This is a genomic window from Endozoicomonas elysicola (genome assembly GCF_000710775.1).
Taxonomy (GTDB): Bacteria; Pseudomonadota; Gammaproteobacteria; order Pseudomonadales; family Endozoicomonadaceae; genus Endozoicomonas; species Endozoicomonas elysicola.
Map to the genome: position 1 here is coordinate 1,624,948 of NZ_JOJP01000001.1, position 18,334 is coordinate 1,643,281.

Annotated in this window: 17 protein-coding genes; 8 read left to right on the forward strand and 9 right to left on the reverse strand. The window is 46.9% G+C overall.

The window, feature by feature from the left end; all coding sequences use genetic code 11:
• Positions 1-155: 155 nt before the first annotated feature.
• The 5 genes from GV64_RS06870 to GV64_RS06890 all read left to right on the forward strand — a co-directional run bounded on the left by GV64_RS06870 (position 156) and on the right by GV64_RS06890 (position 3,677).
• Positions 156-563 (forward strand): hypothetical protein, encoded by a 408-nt coding sequence (locus GV64_RS06870; protein ID WP_020580847.1) that lies wholly within the window; start codon positions 156-158, stop codon positions 561-563.
• Positions 564-820: 257 nt separating this feature from the next.
• Complete coding sequence (gene nrdR / locus GV64_RS06875; RefSeq protein ID WP_020580846.1) at positions 821-1,282, forward strand: transcriptional regulator NrdR; 462 nt, start codon at positions 821-823, stop codon at positions 1,280-1,282.
• Positions 1,283-1,966 (forward strand): zinc metallopeptidase, encoded by a 684-nt coding sequence (locus GV64_RS06880; protein WP_020580845.1) that lies wholly within the window; start codon positions 1,283-1,285, stop codon positions 1,964-1,966. It begins immediately after the preceding gene.
• A 101-nt stretch (positions 1,967-2,067) separates the two neighbouring features.
• Positions 2,068-2,691, forward strand: coding sequence for a LysE family translocator (locus GV64_RS06885; protein WP_020580844.1), 624 nt, complete (start codon positions 2,068-2,070; stop codon positions 2,689-2,691).
• 356 nt (positions 2,692-3,047) lie between these two features.
• A complete protein-coding gene (locus GV64_RS06890) occupies positions 3,048-3,677 on the forward strand; it encodes a hypothetical protein (RefSeq protein ID WP_152553951.1) in 630 nt (209 codons plus the stop codon).
• A gap of 69 nt (positions 3,678-3,746) precedes the next feature.
• Here the strand turns inward: GV64_RS06890 and nrdG are convergent, their stop codons facing one another.
• Both nrdG and nrdD read right to left on the reverse strand, forming a co-directional pair.
• Positions 3,747-4,238 (reverse strand): anaerobic ribonucleoside-triphosphate reductase-activating protein, encoded by a 492-nt coding sequence (gene nrdG, locus GV64_RS06895; protein ID WP_020580842.1) that lies wholly within the window; start codon positions 4,236-4,238, stop codon positions 3,747-3,749.
• Between the two features lie 199 nt (positions 4,239-4,437).
• Positions 4,438-6,570, reverse strand: coding sequence for an anaerobic ribonucleoside-triphosphate reductase (gene nrdD, locus GV64_RS06900; RefSeq protein WP_020580841.1), 2,133 nt, complete (start codon positions 6,568-6,570; stop codon positions 4,438-4,440).
• Positions 6,571-6,948: 378 nt separating this feature from the next.
• On the opposite strand from nrdD, the gene GV64_RS25850 reads away from it, so the two are divergent.
• Entirely contained in the window at positions 6,949-7,689 is a 741-nt protein-coding gene (locus GV64_RS25850; RefSeq protein WP_020580840.1) for a UPF0149 family protein, read from the forward strand.
• A gap of 182 nt (positions 7,690-7,871) precedes the next feature.
• Here GV64_RS25850 and GV64_RS06910 read toward each other — a convergent pair whose 3' ends face one another.
• From GV64_RS06910 to GV64_RS06925, 4 genes are all read right to left on the reverse strand, one after another.
• Positions 7,872-9,626: a mechanosensitive ion channel family protein gene (locus GV64_RS06910; RefSeq protein WP_020580839.1), complete on the reverse strand. Its 1,755-nt coding sequence runs from the start codon at positions 9,624-9,626 to the stop codon at positions 7,872-7,874.
• A gap of 93 nt (positions 9,627-9,719) precedes the next feature.
• Positions 9,720-10,283, reverse strand: a complete 564-nt coding sequence (locus GV64_RS06915; protein WP_020580838.1) for a sugar O-acetyltransferase — start codon at positions 10,281-10,283, stop codon at positions 9,720-9,722.
• Positions 10,284-10,285: 2 nt separating this feature from the next.
• Positions 10,286-12,577: a DUF748 domain-containing protein gene (locus tag GV64_RS06920; RefSeq protein ID WP_020580837.1), complete on the reverse strand. Its 2,292-nt coding sequence runs from the start codon at positions 12,575-12,577 to the stop codon at positions 10,286-10,288.
• 202 nt (positions 12,578-12,779) lie between these two features.
• Positions 12,780-13,430, reverse strand: a complete 651-nt coding sequence (locus GV64_RS06925) for a thiopurine S-methyltransferase (protein ID WP_020580836.1) — start codon at positions 13,428-13,430, stop codon at positions 12,780-12,782.
• Positions 13,431-13,583: 153 nt separating this feature from the next.
• Between GV64_RS06925 and GV64_RS06930 the strand changes: the two genes are divergently transcribed.
• Positions 13,584-14,312, forward strand: a complete 729-nt coding sequence (locus tag GV64_RS06930; RefSeq protein ID WP_020580835.1) for an AAA family ATPase — start codon at positions 13,584-13,586, stop codon at positions 14,310-14,312.
• 12 nt (positions 14,313-14,324) lie between these two features.
• On the opposite strand, the gene GV64_RS06935 is transcribed toward GV64_RS06930, so the two are convergent.
• Positions 14,325-15,341, reverse strand: a complete 1,017-nt coding sequence (locus tag GV64_RS06935) for a CobW family GTP-binding protein (protein ID WP_020580834.1) — start codon at positions 15,339-15,341, stop codon at positions 14,325-14,327.
• A 204-nt stretch (positions 15,342-15,545) separates the two neighbouring features.
• Between GV64_RS06935 and GV64_RS06940 the strand changes: the two genes are divergently transcribed.
• The gene (locus GV64_RS06940; protein ID WP_020580833.1) at positions 15,546-16,595 is read left to right on the forward strand and encodes a hypothetical protein; all 1,050 of its coding nucleotides are present in this window, start codon (positions 15,546-15,548) and stop codon (positions 16,593-16,595) included.
• Positions 16,596-16,690: 95 nt separating this feature from the next.
• On the opposite strand, the gene ccoM is transcribed toward GV64_RS06940, so the two are convergent.
• Positions 16,691-16,801, reverse strand: a complete 111-nt coding sequence (gene ccoM / locus GV64_RS26190) for a cytochrome c oxidase subunit CcoM (RefSeq protein ID WP_020580832.1) — start codon at positions 16,799-16,801, stop codon at positions 16,691-16,693.
• 100 nt (positions 16,802-16,901) lie between these two features.
• Entirely contained in the window at positions 16,902-18,131 is a 1,230-nt protein-coding gene (locus GV64_RS06945) for a hydantoinase/carbamoylase family amidase (RefSeq protein ID WP_033402527.1), read from the reverse strand.
• Positions 18,132-18,334 lie beyond the last annotated feature (203 nt).

The following is an 18,334-nucleotide window of genomic DNA, read 5'->3' on the forward strand; positions in this document are numbered from 1 at the left end:
CTTAAACTTCCCACCGTCTTTACTTTTTTCTCACCATAAGCTGACTTTTTGACAATATTCAGTTGTCTACACGCTATGATGTTCTACCCTGAAATTCCTGCTGGAAAAACAATAATGCTTCAACTTATCAAACTTACCAAGAGAGGTTGATTCATATGATTGATCCGCAACTGGGAAGGGTAGGGCAGGTGCAGCCTGTTGATATGGCCTTATCTGATGATCGTATTTATGACCGACAGAACCGCAACCAGGCAAGCTCTGGCAGGTTAGGTCGTTATGATGTAAAAAAAGCTATAGTAGCTGCATACATACTCGTAGGCCTTCCTGCTGGTGTGTATGTGCACAGGGCTGTGTTCAATGCTTTAATCAATCACGTTAGCGGACTTATTGCTGGTCCGGTAGGTGGTATTGTGGGTGGGGCTGTTTCTTATTTTGCAGGTGATCTTGCGGCACGAACCCTTACGTGCATTGCTAATAAAGTGTTTCAGAATCGACAGGTTTCAGCTAGAGAGCCTTTAGCCAGCAATCTGGTTTATATGGGTAGAGGTGGCCGAACCAATTGAACAGTTAGTCGTCATAGAATATAAGGCTGCTTGACAGAGGTAATATCTCCGGTAAAAAGTTCATTGCTTTAAGCATTTGCCCTGTTTCTATTTTTGGGAAAAAGATGACGACTTGTTAGGTAATTAACAGTTATTTTTTGCACTAAGGCTGGCTGGGAAACTAATACCAGATCACTTAATGCATTATCTTGTAATAAAATTGCATCTCGTTATCATTGCTTAATCCCCCTCAAAAAACTGAAGGATTAACTTGCTCAATGCATTGTCCATTCTGTGGTGCTGCTGAAACAAAAGTGATCGACTCGCGTCTGGTTGCAGAAGGCAGTCAGGTGCGCAGGCGTCGTGAATGCCTGTCCTGCATTGAACGTTTCACCAGTTATGAAACAGCAGAACTGCTGATGCCAAGACTGGTTAAACGGGATGGTACCCGTGAACCTTTTAATGAAGATAAGCTGCGAGCGGGCATGTCCCGAGCCCTGGAAAAAAGACCCGTAGGCGTTGAGCAGCTGGAAGAAGCGTTAAGCCGTATTATTCATCGCCTTCGGGCTATGGGTGAGCGGGAAGTCAGTTCCCGCATTCTGGGTGAAGAAGTTATGCGGGAGCTAAAGCAGCTGGATGAAGTGGCCTATATCCGTTTTGCTTCCGTTTATCGCCATTTCAAGGATCTGAATGAGTTCCGGGAAGAGATTGACCGACTGGAGACCGAGGATCGGGAATAAATGCCCCTGATTCTTTTATTGCTGGCGATTCTGGTTCTGGTTTTTGGACCTCAGTTCTGGGTCAGGCAAACGCTTCGTAAATATGGCAGAGACCGACCGGATCTTCAGGGAACCGGCGGCGAGCTTGCTCAGCACCTGGTTGAGAGGTTCCAACTGGATGGTGTGTCCGTTCGTGAAGGCCGGGAGGGTGAGGACTATTATGACCCGGAAAACCGGGTGGTTTCACTCTCCTCTTCCCACTATCAGGGGAAGACTGTTGCAGCGGTAGCTGTTGCTACCCATGAAGTCAGCCATGCCCTGCAACATCAGGAAGAGCATCCCGGGTTTATGCGCCGCCAGAAACGGATAAAAATGGCCATGATGATTGAACGATTCAGCGTCATGGCCTTGATGGTTACTCCTTTTATTTTCTTATTAACCCGTTTGCCCCAGAGTACCTTGATTACTTTATTATTGGGTGCGTCGGGCATGATTGCGTCACTCTGGGTGCAATTGATGAACCTGCCAGTTGAGATGGATGCCAGTTTTAATAAGGCGCTGCCGATTCTGGAGGAAGGGTATCTTTCCAGAGATGATATTCCGGGGGCGAGAAAAGTCCTTAAAGCGGCTGCAATGACCTATGTTGCTGCTGCGCTTGCCAGCCTGCTAAATATCGGACGATGGATAGCTATTCTGAGGCGATAGGTATTCAATAGTGGGTGCCAGAGGATGGTCATATATCTAAATATGAATACCCCTGGTCATAATTTTTAAATGTTTTAACCATTTTCTGGAATTGAGTTGATATGGTCAGTTCATCTCTGCTGGCTCTGTTTGTTCCCACATTTTTCTTTGTTTCTGCAACACCTGGCATGTGTATGACACTGGCCATGACGTTAGGTATGACCATAGGAGTTCGTCGAGCATTGTGGATGATGCTGGGTGAGCTTCTAGGTGTTGGGCTGATCTCTGTTCTTGCCGTTGTCGGTGTGGCTGCCGTGATGTTGAACTACCCAACGGTATTCACGGTGTTCAAATGGGTGGGCGGTGTCTATCTGTTTTACCTGGGATTTCAGATGTGGCTTTCCAAAGGGAAAATGGCCATTCCGCAGGAGGGGCTTCAGCCAAAGGAGACAGGGGCCAGAGAATTGATGGTTCAGGGGTTTGTAACTGCTGTTGCTAACCCTAAAGGATGGGCATTCTGTATCTCATTGCTACCGCCCTTTATTTCTGCCGATCTGCCAGTTATTCCACAGCTGATAATTCTGGTTTCCATTATTCTGATTATTGAGTTTATCTGTCTGAATATTTATGCGGCAGGAGGAAGAACGCTGCGACACTTTCTGCAGAAAAGCGGTAATGTTCGGGTGATGAATCGAATTGCCGGCTCTTTGATGATGGGGGTGGGTATCTGGTTGGCGTTTGGATAAGAAGCAATCTCTGGGTCATAGCTGAGGCTATGACTTATCATCTTTTTCATAGAATATGGAACAAAATACTCTTTAAAGAGTCAAAGAAAGCAGGAAGAAAAGATTAACAATAAGTAATTGATCAGGGAATGAAAAGAATGGCTACTCCCGACTTAATTCAGCTCAGCTGGGCCAGGAATATACAATACCACTACAATAAAATTGGTTTTCGTGCTGCAGTGGGGGCAATTTTCAGCTTCTCAGGCAAGATGAGAAGAATTTCTTTAACGGATGCACAGAATTATATCAATAAGCATCCGAACTCCTCATTAGTTCCTGTTTTACAAAAAAAGTTAAGCAAAAGAAAGATAGACTTGATGTCGTCTGAGGTAACCTCAGTTTCCATCTCCAATCCGCAAGGCCAACTAAAGCGGCTAAAGCTTGAACCCTTCTGTATGGACTATAAACAGCTGAGTTCAAGGGATCAGGCGGGAAAAATTCTTTTCAGGGCAGATGAAATACTGAAATCCCACCCTGAACTACCCGGTATAGCCGTTACCTATTCCGCCAACCATGGTCAGACTATGGCCGTCATTAATTGCTATAACAACAAACAATGGAAAACTGGTATCAGTGGTTCTAATCAGGCTGAGGTTATGAAAGAGATGGAGTGGTTGCAACGTGATGGTGGACGATTCCAGCATCTCCAGCACAGAGTGCGAATTGCACCGCTATCCACGATGAAATACACAAGTTTTAATATGAAGAAGGCAGTAACTGATCAGGAGCTGAAAGTCAGTTTGGACTATCTCGACAAGCTGATCGCTGATGGCTGGCAGGTTTTAGGATGGCAGACTCCTGTATCCTTGAAAAACAAAGATGCTCCATTTGCCGTTGGTGGCGGTGTATCAAGTAAAGTAATGCCAGAAGCGCACAAGCAATTAATTCAAGGCAAGTTAATTGGGTATCAGGGAAATAACGTGAGACGGCCTTCAGATCGAGGTTAATCCCTGCTGTGAATGTCATATCAACAGGTATTAGCGAGTGCAGGCCATTATTGTCAGGGGGCGTTACCGTTATCTTTGGGTTCGCTCTTGCTGATGATGAGCCATTCGAATAACCCGCTGGTTGCTGCTGCCCCGCCAGGGCAGTGACAGATCCCTTTTGTCCAGTTCAAAACGCCCATCAACCAGCACATCGATGTATTGCACAACGGCTTGTTGGGCTTTGCTGAGTTCTTCCAGTGTGTAACCGGTCCAGAGCCAGATATTTTTTTCCGGGTACTCGGCTTTTACCCGCTTCACCAGTTTCAGCATGCCGGTCAGGTTGCCTGGAAAAAGTGGGTCTCCACCAGACAGTGACAGTCCATCCCGTTTGATACGGGAATCTCCCAGGTCTTCAATAATCCGGTCTTCCATGGTCTGGTCAAAAGGGGTGCCTTTGGTGGCATCCCAGGTGGTGGCGTTATGGCAGCCTTTGCAGAAGTGCTCACAACCACTGACAAATAAAGTACAGCGGGTGCCTTCACCATTGACCACATCGATTGGGTAGTACTGGAGGTAGTTCATGCTCTTGTCATTTCCATGGTGCCTGTTGGAGCGACGAACAGGTGGTTATGAAGTCTCATGAGATGATTTTTTCGTACCACAATACCCTTAGGGCACAAGAGGCACAGAGTTAAAGATAACGCTTTATTCCTCGTTCCCATGCTCTGCGTGGGAACGAGGTTCGCTTTGTGTCTTTGTGGTGAAGTCTTTTACACTGGTATTAGAGATGTTTAACCCGACGAACTACTTCTTCCTGCTTACCTTTGATAAAAGGTCGGCTGTTAGGTTGACCCAGGTAACCACAGACACGACGGGTTACTGACATCTTATCAGAGTCCCTGTTCTTACACTGCGGACACTCAAAACCACGGCTGGTGGCGTTGAACTCACCTTCGTAACCACAGCTGTAACAGGAGTCGTTCGGTGTATTTGTGCCGTAGTAGGGAACCTTGTCGTAGGTGTAGTCCCAAACGTTTTCCAGTGCCTTCAGGTTGTTGACCATGTTCGGGTATTCGCCGTAGCAGATGAAGCCACCACTGGCATGCTTGGGGTATACCTGCTCAAAGTCGACCTTGTCGTATGGGTTTACCTTCTTTTCCACATCCAGATGGAAAGAGTTGGTGTAGTACCCTTTTTCGGTCACACCTTCAATGACGCCAAACCTCTTTCTGTCTAGTCGGCAGAAACGGTCACACAGACTTTCACTTGGGGTTGAGTAAAGGCTGAAGCCGTAACCAGTTTCTTCTTTCCACTCATTGACTGCTGCGCGCAGGGTTTCAACGATGGCAACCCCTTTCTGACGGAGCTCTTCGTTGTCATAGAGATCACCTGAACCAGTCTTGTTGCCGTATAGCGCATTAATGGTTTCGTGAATCCCAATGTAGCCCAGGGAGATGGAGGCACGACCATTTTTAAAGATCTCGCTGACCTTGTCATCCGGCTTCAGGCGAACACCACAGGCACCTTCTACATAGAGAATAGGGGCTACCCGGGCATGAACATTATCCAGGCGCTGGATGCGGGTCATCAGTGCTTCTCTGGCCAGCTTCAGTCGTTTTTCCAGTAGTTTATAGAAGGTTTCTTCACAACCCTCACTTTCAATGGCAATACGAGGCAGGTTGAGAGAGACGACGCCCAGGTTATTTCGGCCATCATGAATCAGCTTGCCATCTTCTTCATAAGCGCCCAGGAATGAACGACATCCCATGGGGGTTTTAAAGCTGCCAGTCACTTCAACCAGCTTGTCATAATTGAGAATATCCGGATACATGCGCTTACTGGCACACTCAAGCGCCAGTTGCTTGATGTCGTAGTTCGGATCTTCAGCGCTGAAGTTCACCCCTTTTTTTATGGCGAATACCAGCTTTGGAAAGACAGGTGTCTTGCAGTTTCTACCCAGGCCACGAATCCGGTTTTTCAGAATGGACTTCTGCACCAGGCGCTCTTCCCAGCTGGTTCCCAGGCCAAAACCAAAGGTGACAAACGGTGTCTGACCATTGGCAGTATGCAGGGTATTCACCTCATACTCTAAAGCCTGGTAAGCGTCGTAGCAGTCCTTCTCAGTCATCTCCATGGCGTATTCACGGGCTTTGTCTTCATCGCCAATCCAGCGTATGCCCTGCTTTAGATGCTTGTCGAAGGTCTTGCGAACATAAGGTGAGTGAATACGGTCAATCTCGTTGATACTGGTGCCACCATAGATATGGCTGGACACCTGGGCAATGATTTGGGCGGTGATGGCTGCAGCCGTGGTGATCGACTTTGGTTTTTCAATCTCCGCATTACCCATACGAAAACCGTTGTTCATCATCCCTTCAATATCGATCAACATACAGTTGAACATGGGGAAAAATGGTGCATAGTCCAGGTCGTGGTAGTGAATCTCACCCCGCTCATGAGCTGCAGTAATATGGGCTGGCAGAATATGTTGTTTGGCGTAGTGTTTGGCGACAACGCCAGCCAGTAAATCCCGCTGTGTCGGGATAACCTGACTGTCTTTGTTCGCGTTTTCGTTCATGATCTCTTCATTATCCTGATTGATAATGCTGAGAATATCCCTACCCATGGCATTACGGGACTCCCGCTCGATATCACGGGTCTGCCTGAACTCAATGTATTTGCGAGCCGCGTTGTGGTACTCGCTGCTCATCAGCAGGTCTTCCACCTGATTCTGAATGTCGTAGATGTCCACCGTTTCCTGACCAGCCACCGTATTGGCCACTTTTTTAGCGACATACTCAGCAAAGTCATTGTCTTTGATCTGAGCATCATTCAGGGCGCTGGCAACGGCTTTTACGATGCGCGGCGCATCAAAAGGCTGGCGTGAGCCATCGCGTTTGATGATCTCAGTCATGGTGGGTCTCCGGACAAATAGAATAATTAGATATAGAACCTTTATGGGCAAAATATCTACAGGTAGTGGTTTGCTTGTTTGGTGAGCACTATATATAGTGTTTGTTGGCAGCTATGATCCACTAAAGTGAAGTGTTCTGCAATATTGACAAAACGTAAATCTTCACGGGAAATCACGGTTTTCATCTGCAAGTCAGGAGTTACTGACATGGAAAGTCCCACATACTGTATGGTTAAACAGAGCGAACCCGCTGAGAAATTGTTTTATAGGTATATACCGATGGGTTTTGATAGCTGGGCATATTGATGGACACTGATGATGATGAGATGATCTGCGCCTTTTTTAGTATCTGTCCAGAAATGGAGAGAGGAGATTGAGTTGAGCGATAGTTCCACAAAAGCATCCCTGGCCAATTGTGCATTTGATCAGCAGCAGGAAAAAGTGTTATCTGCCTATCTGGCGTCATGCCCTGTCGGGAAAAGTGGTCAGGTTATGACACTAACGGCCATCAAAGGTCTGATGTTTGCCATTGCCAACTCTCCTGTGAATGTACCACCGGATCGTTGGATGACTTTGGCCCTGGCGACCAAGACACCAACTTTCGAGTCAGTTCAGCAGGAAAATGATATCCGTCACATCCTCTTTAACCTGCTGGATAAGACCCGTAAAACCATTAGTGGCGGTTTTGAAGTACTTCCTGAAGAGTGCCGGGCTGAGGATGTGTACTCCTCGGAATTTTCCCGCCTTCAGGAGTGGGCTATGGGCTATGGGCAGGGCAGTGAGCTGCTGATGGACGTTTGGACGCAGGTATTGAAGCATCCGAGAGTTCAGCCAATGGAAGAGTCCTGGTCCAGCTGTATGTTACTACTGAACGTCTGGAGTCGTGCAGATAGTCTGCTGGAAAAGGCTAAGAAAAAAGACGGCCCCGATGTCAATAAGATGCTCCAGGCTATGCCTGCGGTCGCCAGAGAAATGGCGGTGATGTGCCATGATATTCGTGGAATCTGGCAGAAGGCCATTGAAAAGCCTGCGACGGTGAGGGTTACCAAGATTGGTCGTAATGACCTGTGCCCATGCGGTAGCGGTAAAAAACACAAGAAGTGCTGTGAAAATAAGTAAGACTTTTGGAATCACGGAGCTTACAGAGTTTGTGAAAAAGGCTTTCTTGGTACTTCCACTATGGATGGTGGAAGTACCGATTTTGCACGACTGAATGGATTCAGAAGTCGGGATAAAGCAGGGAGTGGTTACTGAGGAACATTAATCGGCTCTTTTGTACTCTTCGTGGTTCTAAGGCATCTTCAGGCGCGCCCGTCTTCTCCTTCGCCCACTGTACGCAGTCCAATATCCGAACGTTGAATCGTTACCCGCTCACCCGGCAGTTCTGCTGGTGCTTTGGTATAAAAGTGAAGTTCCCGTTGTGGAAATGGAATGGTAATACCTTCTCGATCAAACCGGACTTTTACTTCACGGGTGATGTCCCAGTATACATCCCAGTAGTCGTCTGTTTTAACCCAGGGACGAACAACAAAGTCTACGGATGACTCGTTGAGAACATGCAGACGAATAATGTGCTCTGGTGTTTTCAGTATTTTCGGGTGGTTGGAAACAATCTCTTCAAGAATTCTCTCCACCAGTTCAACATTGTCTCCATAAGCAACCCCAAAGACCATATCGACCCGGCGGATACGTTCCGAGGTGATGTTCTTGATAGTTTCTCCCCAGATTTTGGCATTGGGCACCATAAAGACCTGGTTGTCGAAAGTGCGAATTGTGGTGTTTACCAGGCTCATCTTGCCAACTTTACCGGCAACACCGCCGGCCTCCACAAAGTCACCCACATCAAAGGGACGGTAAATCAGGATCATCATTCCTGATGCAAAGTTGGACAGGGTATCCTGCAGGGCAAAACCGATAACGATACCTGCGACACCCAGACCGGTTAGTACTGGCGTTAAGTCCAACCCTACCTGTGCCAGGGCAAACAGAAAGCCGAATATTATGACCAGGTTTCCACCGACATTAATAAAGAACTCCTGAACCAGTGTGCTGAAGCGAGCTTTTTTATGAGTGACTGCCCGGGAGATGCCTCGGCGAACCAGACGAGCTAACAATATAGCTCCAGCCATCAAGGCGGCAAAGAGGAAAAGGCGTGAAAGCATGCCTCCCATATTGGACTTGAACCATCGAATGAGGTCATCCCAGAGTCCGACAATGACTGTACGCAATGTGTCGAAGTTAACGACTGCTTCTGCCAGATTTCCTGTGGTTTTAAAGATTAATTCATTGTACTGCTCTACCGGCAGCCCCTGCTCTTCCATCATGATCACGATCTGTTTCAAGTTGGCGACGGCACTGCGTACCAGGCGATCCTGAGTGGCAATCTTGCTTTCCAGAGAGCTTCGGGCATCCGCAGGAAGGGACTTCAGCTCTGTCTGTAACAACTCTTTCTGGCGGGTATTATTGCGCAGATAAGTCGCCATGAACTCGGCATAGAGAGTTATCTCCTGATCAAGCTCCTGTTGCGCGGCGGCAGTATCAACCTTCCAGCTTTTCAGTAAATTCAGGTTGTCCAGCCGTTCATTCTGCAGCCAGTTTATATAGGCGTAGAAGTCATTGATGTTGAACAACACCAGTAACTGCTCATCGGCACTGGCCTTCTCATATTGTTCAAACAGCTTACGAAGGTCAGATGAGGCGGGAGTAAGCCGGGCTTCAAAAAAGCGGTTTTCCGCATTCACCACCTCCTCACCTAGCTTAATAGCTTCAGGGGTATTAATAACCTTCACCTGATCCAGAAAATGATTAACCAGTCGGGTCGTGGTGCGAATATCAGAAACGACCTGTTGCTGAATTAAGTCACGGGTCATTTCAGAGGTGGTTTTCTCCCAGGTGGCTTCCATCTGAACCACCCGTTTACTGGTAGCTTCAATATCGTTGATTACCGCAGTCTGTGAAGCAACCAGTTCCGTAGGTGACGGTGGTTGAGTAACAGCATTTTCTGCCAGACAGTGAAAGGAAATAAACAACAATACCCAGAAGGCGTTTCTGAACATTGGGTGACTCCGAAAAAAACATCAATCACTGCTTCAGTTTAGGCGCTGAAGTGCAAAAAAGAGCAGTAGATTGATGCTGTTGGATAAAAATGATTAGTGAGCGTTGATTGTCCGAATGACGCGGCAGGGGTTGCCGACGGCAACACTATTGGCAGGAATGTCTTTGTTGACCACACTGCCCGCGCCAATCACACAGTTATCCCCAATGGTGACACCGGGCAGAATGGATGCATTACCGCCAATCCAGACATTGTTACCAATGGTGATGGGGGAGCCGTACTCGGTTATCTGGCGTTCAACAGGGTCTATTGGGTGGGTGCCGGTTGAGATCATGACATGGGGAGCTATCAGAACATTATCCCCGATAGTGACTTTACAGACGTCAACAATCGTCAGGTTGTGGTTGGAGTAAAAGTTGCAGCCTATCTCAATGTTGTAACCGTAATCACAAAAGAAGTTCGGCTCCATATGGGCAGTATCCTTGAAGGATAACAGATCTCTGAGAATGGCCATTCTGCCATCGAGGTCTGTAGGGTCAGCCATATTGAATCGGGCGCACAGACTTTTTGCCCGCATGCGGTCTGCCAGCAGTTCTGACTCCCAGGCATCATAAGGCATACCTGCCAGCATTTTTTCTTTCTCAGACGTATACAGCATCGTTAGCCCGCGTTTAGTTGTAACTCAGTTGATGGTTTTTCTGCAGAGCCTTCCGCCAGGCTTTGAACATTCAGAAGGAATATCCTTTCTGGCTCGAGTCCACCCTCATCAATCAGATAATCCTTGATCTCCCGGGCTCTATCTATAGCCAGTTGTCGCATGGCATGTTCGTTAAATGGCCATTGTGTCAGCAGTTGTCTGGTTACCACATCTGTTGTTGAGTCCTGAACATCAATATCCAGAGTTTCAGTGGAGCTCATGTTCTCTACTATTTGCTGCAGCAAACGTAAGCGGGTCTCGTCATCCATAGTGGATAAGACCAGTTTCTCGGGAACCGGCTTTTTCTGTTCATGGAGCTCTCTTGCCCATTGGCGAGTGAGTTCTTTATCCAACAGTGATTTTGCCACCATAGGCCAGTCTGAATCCTTTGCGGTTTTACCGGATACTTCCAGTTGCAAACCCGGTCTATCCCGCAGAGCTTTCGCCAGCTTATCCAGAGACTCAATTTGTTCTGAGCGGTTGATATTGAAATTTCCCGGTTCAAAGTTCACAAACTTCATCTCTTCAGCATCACCACCAACCAGAGAAGCCAGTAGATCAAATGGTGCAGAAATAATGTTGGTAATCAGGTTAAACAGGGCTGTGCGGATGACTGGGCCTAATTCAAACTCCGGATTGTCAAGATCACCGGAAACCGGCAGGGTGATATCAATTTGTCCATTTCTGTCTTTAAGCAGTGCCAGGGCAAGGCGAATGGGAAGATCTACTGCTTCATTGCTGTTTACCCGGCTACCGAGCAGTAATTTGTCCAGCAGCATCTGGTTAGTGGCAAAAAGCTGGTGATCTTTGATCTGGTAGTTCAGATCCAGATGCAGTCGTCCCTTGCGAATGGTATAGCCAGCAAAACGACCGGAGTACGGTGTTAATGTTGTCAGTTCTACATTGGTAAACGACATTGCCAGATCAGCCATATCCATAGGCGAAGATGGGTTGATGGCACCTCTTATGGTGACTGGTGCGTAACGATCAACACGTCCATCGATTTTGATGGTTGCCGGTTTCTGGCTTTGGGTGTCAAAGCCATCGACTTCACCGTTCAGGTTTACAATCGGTGTGGCAAATCCTGGTTGGAAAGAGCGGTCCGAGAAGTCCATCGCTCCGTTTTCAATCGTCAGCCTGTTGATCGCAAGGCTGAACTCAGGGACTGTATTTTCAGAAAGTGCGTTATTGGTTGTCTCTTTTTTATTGTTCTCCTCGCTCTCGTTTACCGATTTAATCAGGCTGGCCAGATTGACTTGCAGTTTCTCATCCACGGCAACGACTGCTGTCGGGGCAGCTAGCTGTAGCTGATCGATGTTTAGACGGTTACTCTGTTGTTGATAGCTGAGCTGGTTTAGCTGCAGTTGCAGCCAACTCGCAAAGGTGTCTCCAGTACGAACATCGTCGAGTTGCAGCTGGTCGATGGTGATATCACTAATGACCTGTAATCCGGATTCTTGTTGCCAGTTAACGGTCGCCTGAGTATTGAAGGTGCCACTCATCAGATCTATATAGGTAAAGCGGTTAACAATGGGTTGGAAATCGGTCAGATTTATTTGGTTTAGTTGAATGGATGCAGAGGCAGTAGTTTCAGAGAGGTGTTCTGACAAATCTAATGTAATCTGACTGTGTATTTCAGCGCCTTTATTTAACCGGGTGCTGAAATTGATCTCTGAATGAGCTGCAGGCCAGCCGAGTGCTGTCCCATATATATTGAGCTGGTCAATATTTAAAAAGAGTGGAAGGCCGTCATTAGTAAACTGATGATCGGTGAATCGGAACTTGCCATGTTCAATAGCAACCTGATTAACAGTAAATTGCAAAGAGGTTTCTGAAGATGGTTCCAAAGTCTCTTTTGATGTCTCTTCTTCGTCAGAGTCTTTCAGTAGCCTCGCAAAACTATGTTGTCCATCCTCATTAAGCGCGAACTGACTTTCCGGGCTTTCGATCAGAATTTTATCCAGCCTTACTTCACGAATATTTCCTTCAGGAACTATAGCTCGCTTCAAGTCTTTCCAGGAGAGGTCTACCGAAGTGGAAGCCAGTTTTAATGTGTCCTGAATATCAACGGCAATCAGGGTCAGGTTCAGTGTCAGGGGATTGAAATAAACCGCTCCGAGTTTCACCTCTTTAGTGAGCAGCTGATTTCCAAACAGAATAATGCCAGTGTGTAGAAGTGGAGGCACAGCAACAAAGCCGACGATGGTGTATGCGGCCACTGTTTTAAGAATGTATGAAACCAGCTTCCTGATCATGGTGTGTGTCGACTATAAAAATTACAGGTTGGGTAGGTCTGTTGACGTTTCGTTGCGTGCTCAGTGCACCCTCGGCTCTCTTAAGGTGAGGCAGAGGGCTGAAAGTACCTGAAGTGGTTGGACGATGAGTCAAACCTGCCTGATGATATCAGGCAGGAGAAGGGATTGGTATTCAGAAGTCAGGAGTTTTTCTGGCTAAAGGCTACTTCCGGTCAAGCTTGAACACGTGCTCTGTAATGACTTTCAAGCCTTGGGCTTGCTTACGCGGCGAGGGTTTTGTATCCCGTGTTTCAAGCAGGTCAATCTCGAAATATTCACCATAGAGCTCCTTGACACGAGCAGGTGGAATACTGAATGGAGGAGGTGCTGCTGCGGTATCGTCATACTCAACAGTGATCAGCAGGATTTGCTCAATATCCGGTGCAATGTGCAGCAGCTGCTCTATGTAAGGTTTTTGCATGTCTGGTGGGAGTGCAATCAGAGCGGCCCGGTCATAAACAAATCTGGCAGGTACACTGTCTTCTGCAAGAGTGAAATAATCGCCCTGAATGATAGCGAGTCGATCGCCGGACCAGTATTCATGCTCTCCAGCATTATGCCTGGTATGATCAAGATTCTGTTCTGTAAAAAAAGCATCCACAGCAATTTCGCTCAACTCGGAACCGAGAACAAAGTGTCCCTGTTTATGGAGCTCAGCCATATCAAGGCTTTTACCGCACAGTGGAACGAACACCATATCCTTTGGCATTGCCCTTATTTTTGGCCAGTGTTTGATGAGCATGGGGTTGGCCTGATCAAGATGGAAGCCAATGTTATTGCTCTCCCAGTGAGACCGCCAGTTAATATCGTCCATTGCTATTGATATCCCGTTATCATGGTAGGACACTGAGTCAGATGCTTTTGTATTACAAATAACAACAATACCGGCTGTCAGCAGGAAGATAAATAGCTGAGTCTATTTCATGGTCAGCTCTCCACGCTGAAGTCGTGCATACAAGGTAGCAGAATGCAACTGATTCTGATTGAAGGGACTCACGGAACCGGTAAATCAACGTTGGGTAAGGCTCTGGCTAAGAAGCTGGAGTCTATAGGTAAGTTGGTTTCACTGTACGATGAATATGACCGGTCAAATCCCATCGAGACCTGGGCGATCAATATGATGCGCAAGAGCCTTTTCGAGCAAAGGGCTTACCTTTCCGGTGAAAATATATTTCAGCAGCACTTGAGTGACCCAACCGTAGATACTTCCGGGCAGTGGATGACGTTGAGTGAACAGTTGATTGAAGCGCCTGAGCGGATTGTTATTTTTGTGGGGAAATTCTGGCAGAACTGTATGATGCCCTGGTTTTTTCACGATGTTCCGATCGATCAAATCCTGACGCATCATCAGAAACTCTGTGAGTCAGTCATATCAGCTAAACCTCTACTGGTTTTTCTTTCCTGCAGCGATATGACAGAGGGGCATAAACCACTGGTTGATCGTGGTGAACTATTATCGCCCATGCTGTTAAGCCTATATGGCTCATCTTTCTGGTCTCGCGAACACATGTCTGAGGGCTCAATGCAGGGTAAGGGAGAATATTACCTGCAGCAGTGGCAGGGGGTTCTAAAGCAGCTCTATCGGGATGTTCCTTTTTCCCGACTGGAGTATCCTGATGCATGGAAGCAGTGGTCAGATGACAGTAGGTTTCAGGATAAAATATTTGCTGAAATAACCAAGATGATCCGGGAATAAAAACAAACCGGCTTAAGCTGCCGGTTGGTATATGATGGTGTTCTGTAATTGAGCTTCAAACTCATCCCAGTCCATGGGTGCATTGCTGATGATCTCCAGCCGACTGTCCGGGCTTTCTTCAATTTCAATAATACTGACAACCCCATCCTGCATATTAAATCCTCTTACGCCCTGATCGGTTTTTGCTACCGCCTTCAGCCGCTGGGCAGTTTGAGCGTGGATCAATGAGAACAGACGGTCAAATGAGAATGATGCACTTTCAGAAAACAGCCAGCCGCAGCTGAAATGATTCTGGCCTTTGTTCTCCTTGCGGAGAAACAGCTGACCTTCAGGCAGTTTGAGTTCCACGGGTTCAGTGGGGTCTTGATGAGGGCTTTTGTGAGCATGATGAGCTTTAGGATTAACGGCTACACGATCACTGTGGGGAAGATTCAGCCATTCCACTGATAACTCACCCTGCTTGACCCAGGCAGTGACAGGCTTAGGCTGTGGCAATTGGTCTGCAAACAGCTCAAAATGTTTTCGGTCATCTTCGCAGGACAAGTCTGTTTTATTGGCTACTAAAACATCGGCCAGATGAATCTGATCCCGGAAATTGTCATTTTCAAGGTGTCGGGCATCGTCAAGGTTTCGCGGATCCACAAGGCAGATACTGGCTTCCAGGCTTAAAATCTCCTGATAATATTCCCCTTGAAGTGTGTTGATAATTTCCTGTGGATGTCCCAGCCCTGTTGGCTCAATCAACAGGCGGTCCGGCTTGCTGCGGGCAATCAGCATATTGAGACCAATCTGCATGGGTAGCCCTGCCACACAGCACATACAGCCACCGGGCACTTCTCGCACTACAACATCATTGCGCGCAGAGGATCCCTGTAGAAGAGCGCCATCGATACCGATTTCACCAAACTCGTTAACCAGTACAGCCCAAGTCTCATTTTCGGGTTTCTGCTTGAGAAGGTGGAGAATGGCAGTGGTTTTTCCGGAGCCCAGAAACCCCGTGATCAAATTGGTTGGAATTTTTTTCTGCATTGTAATAACAGCCCTGCAATTTTCTGGAATAGTACTGTGAATTATAAAGGTAAGTTAAAGAATATGTTTTTTACATTTACAACGTCGGCCCTTAAATAAGTGCTTTCCTGACCTGAGGCCGTGCTATCTTGATTGCTCAGAAGCGTAGCTATCAGTCTTGTATGCCGGGTCAGGGCTCCTGAGTATCAAATAGGATTTCTAATAATGAGTACTCCCAGTGTAGCGTCTGAAGGCTGTTGTCTCAGAAACCGCTTTTCATTCTCGGGCAGTGGGTGGAAAGATACAGGAGGGTATTTATCGAAAACAGTAACCGTTAAGACCGATACTGAAGGAAAGCTTTCTAAAGAAAAGGAGATTGAGGTTCAAAATAATGTGGAAATAGAGCTTTTCTCCAAGAAACTTATTTTTAGAACTATTAATAAATTGATCAATGCAGACATTACTTCAGAATTAAGAAGTGATCTGAAAGAATTGAAAAAATACATGGGTAAATTTGATGATAATTTGGCTGACTTGGTCGGAATTAAGCTTAGACCATACCAGGTTGCCCTAGCACCAGGTGAGGAAAATGGAAAAGAATACCAAAGATTCATGATACAGGCAGTTGATGAAGTAGCGAATGATATTGAGGGTTTTTATGAGAGGGCGAAGGTTGTTGTAGTTAAAAAGACTTCCTCTCTTCTTGGGGCAATGCCTCCATTTTTCTTTGATCTACTGTCTCAGCATCGTTATGAGGCTCAGCAGAACTTACCCGATGAAGACAGTTTTTTTGTTAACCCTACCCTGATTGAAAAGTATCCAGAAAAGTACCAAATTCAGCGGCTTGGCATGCAAGTTGCACAATGGGGATTTGGTATTGGTTTGGTTGTTGTAGGGTCATACAGCGTGGCTTCTACAGTTGTCATTATGCTGAACAAAGGGGACACGGCAGCGCTTTTTAATTTATTGGTGAGTACCGCAATGAACCAGCATAACATGACGAAAGCGGAAGCTGTTGACAGAATACAGTCAGACCCTGATTTTGTGACCACCCTTGGCAACGGCTCTGAACCTAAAATGGATGGCTCACTTTTAGGTAATTTTGGGGGGGCTGAGAAAGCGATGATTATGTCAGCTCTTGCTCTGGCAAATCAGTTTCACCTTACAGAATATGTTGGCCAGGCAGGGGCAATGACTTTGGTAAAATTGAAAAGGACCGCTGTTACTGTTCTGGGCTCTGCTTTCGATGCATGCTGTCGTCGTGCCTTAAGATGAGTGGGTGGGGATTGCCATTATACTGGCACTGAATATTGCTCTGGGTAAAAAGGAAAAGGCCTAATACAAACTTAACTCAGGCCAAAAAAACTCTATTAGCGCTTTCTTCTTGCATCCCTGATGATGAATCCGGCAACACCACCCGCAACAATGACTGTTGCTACAACTACTAGGACCCCTGCAATGACGACTGTGTCGAGATACATAACCTATTCCTTTTTATTGGTTGTTTTATAAAAGATCTGTATCTCGTTAGGTTAAGGGGTAGTCAGAAAAAATGATTGATGCAGATCAATCAGGTTGGCTTCAGGAAGCCTGCCTGACAATCTCAGCTGCTGCATTGGCGAGCACTTCACACCCGATGATCAAATCCTCTTCGCTGGTGTCTTCATCAAAACTGTGGCTGATCCCCCCAATACTGGGAACCAGCAGCATCCCTGACGGCATGACATGAGAAAAAATTCCGGTGTCGTGTATTGCGCCGCTGGACATGACCTGCCAGTTGTTTGGGCAGTGCTGCTGGGCTATATGACAAAGTACTTCCTGCACTTTTCCATCCAGACGAACAGGCGCGATATCCGTTTCTTTTTCAATCTGTATTTCAACTTTCAAATCTTTCTGCAGGGCTTTTGCCATTTGCCATAATGCCTGTTCCATCCGGTCCAGCTGAGCTGGTGAAGGGTCTCTGAACTGGAGCGTCATAATGGCTTTACCGGGAATAACCGAGACAGCTCCGGGATCAAATTCAGCATGCCCAATGGTCCAGACTGATTGTTTCGTCCCAGTCTGGCGGAATCGGCGATTGAGAATGGTGGCAAACTCCATCATGGCCATACCGGCATCCCTTCGCATGGCCATTGGAGTTGAACCTGCGTGGTTACTTTCGCCGAAGAATGAAATTTCAAACTCACGACAACCGGATATCTGGTTAACGATCCCTACCTGCTTTTGTGAGATATCAAGTCTGGGGCCTTGTTCAATATGAATACTGAGGTAGGCAAGGTAGCGTTCAGGGTCATATTGCTCACTGTTGCCATCCAGACTGACTGCCTTTAAAGCATCTTCCAGACGGAAACCATCAGCTCGAATTGCGGTATTGATCACCTGCGGCTGTAATTGCCCCAGAAACCCTTTGCAGCCAAGAAAATCATGGAAGGTATTCTCTTCATCAGCCCAGGATGCAATATCTATTGACAAGTGTGCGGTATCCGGGTTCTCCGCGAGAGCGCTGTAGACCTCAAGTGCACAGATAACGCCATAGGCACCATCCAGCCAGCCTCCAATGGGCTGAGTGTCGGTGTGGGAACCTATTAATAAGGTTCGGGCAGACTTTTTTGAATAACCAATAACGTTTCCAAGGCCATCAATCTGGGCACTCAGGCCAGCACTGGTCATTTTCTCCCGCAACCAGTATCTGGAGTCCATGTCAGCCTTGGAGTACATCTGTCGAACGACTCCGGTTTTGTATTGTCCGAACTTTCTAAGCTCGTAAAGGTTATTGAGCAGGCGGTCTGGATTTATAGACACTGACTTCATCGTTCTTATACCGCCCTACTGAAAGGGACACAGAGATAATTTATTGTTTTTAACGTAGGCTTTACGTGCCACTGAGTGCGACAAGCTTATGTCAACAGGCCTTATACAACGTCATTTTATGCAGAAGTGATGCAAGAGCGTTGAGTTGGATCAATGGAGATAAACGAGGCCAGAAAAAGTTCTGGCCAGAGGTTAGAGGGTTT

Coding starts and splice junctions, on each gene's coding strand:
- GV64_RS06870 (WP_020580847.1), top strand. CDS start 156: ATGATTGATCCGCAACTGGGAAGGGTAGGGCAGGTGCAGCCTGTTGAT.
- nrdR (WP_020580846.1), top strand. CDS start 821: ATGCATTGTCCATTCTGTGGTGCTGCTGAAACAAAAGTGATCGACTCG.
- GV64_RS06880 (WP_020580845.1), top strand. CDS start 1,283: ATGCCCCTGATTCTTTTATTGCTGGCGATTCTGGTTCTGGTTTTTGGA.
- GV64_RS06885 (WP_020580844.1), top strand. CDS start 2,068: ATGGTCAGTTCATCTCTGCTGGCTCTGTTTGTTCCCACATTTTTCTTT.
- GV64_RS06890 (WP_152553951.1), top strand. CDS start 3,048: ATGTCGTCTGAGGTAACCTCAGTTTCCATCTCCAATCCGCAAGGCCAA.
- nrdG (WP_020580842.1), bottom strand. CDS start 4,238: ATGAACTACCTCCAGTACTACCCAATCGATGTGGTCAATGGTGAAGGC.
- nrdD (WP_020580841.1), bottom strand. CDS start 6,570: ATGACTGAGATCATCAAACGCGATGGCTCACGCCAGCCTTTTGATGCG.
- GV64_RS06910 (WP_020580839.1), bottom strand. CDS start 9,626: ATGTTCAGAAACGCCTTCTGGGTATTGTTGTTTATTTCCTTTCACTGT.
- GV64_RS06915 (WP_020580838.1), bottom strand. CDS start 10,283: ATGCTGTATACGTCTGAGAAAGAAAAAATGCTGGCAGGTATGCCTTAT.
- GV64_RS06920 (WP_020580837.1), bottom strand. CDS start 12,577: ATGATCAGGAAGCTGGTTTCATACATTCTTAAAACAGTGGCCGCATAC.
- GV64_RS06925 (WP_020580836.1), bottom strand. CDS start 13,430: ATGGACGATATTAACTGGCGGTCTCACTGGGAGAGCAATAACATTGGC.
- GV64_RS06930 (WP_020580835.1), top strand. CDS start 13,584: ATGCAACTGATTCTGATTGAAGGGACTCACGGAACCGGTAAATCAACG.
- GV64_RS06935 (WP_020580834.1), bottom strand. CDS start 15,341: ATGCAGAAAAAAATTCCAACCAATTTGATCACGGGGTTTCTGGGCTCC.
- GV64_RS06940 (WP_020580833.1), top strand. CDS start 15,546: ATGAGTACTCCCAGTGTAGCGTCTGAAGGCTGTTGTCTCAGAAACCGC.
- ccoM (WP_020580832.1), bottom strand. CDS start 16,801: ATGTATCTCGACACAGTCGTCATTGCAGGGGTCCTAGTAGTTGTAGCA.
- GV64_RS06945 (WP_033402527.1), bottom strand. CDS start 18,131: ATGAAGTCAGTGTCTATAAATCCAGACCGCCTGCTCAATAACCTTTAC.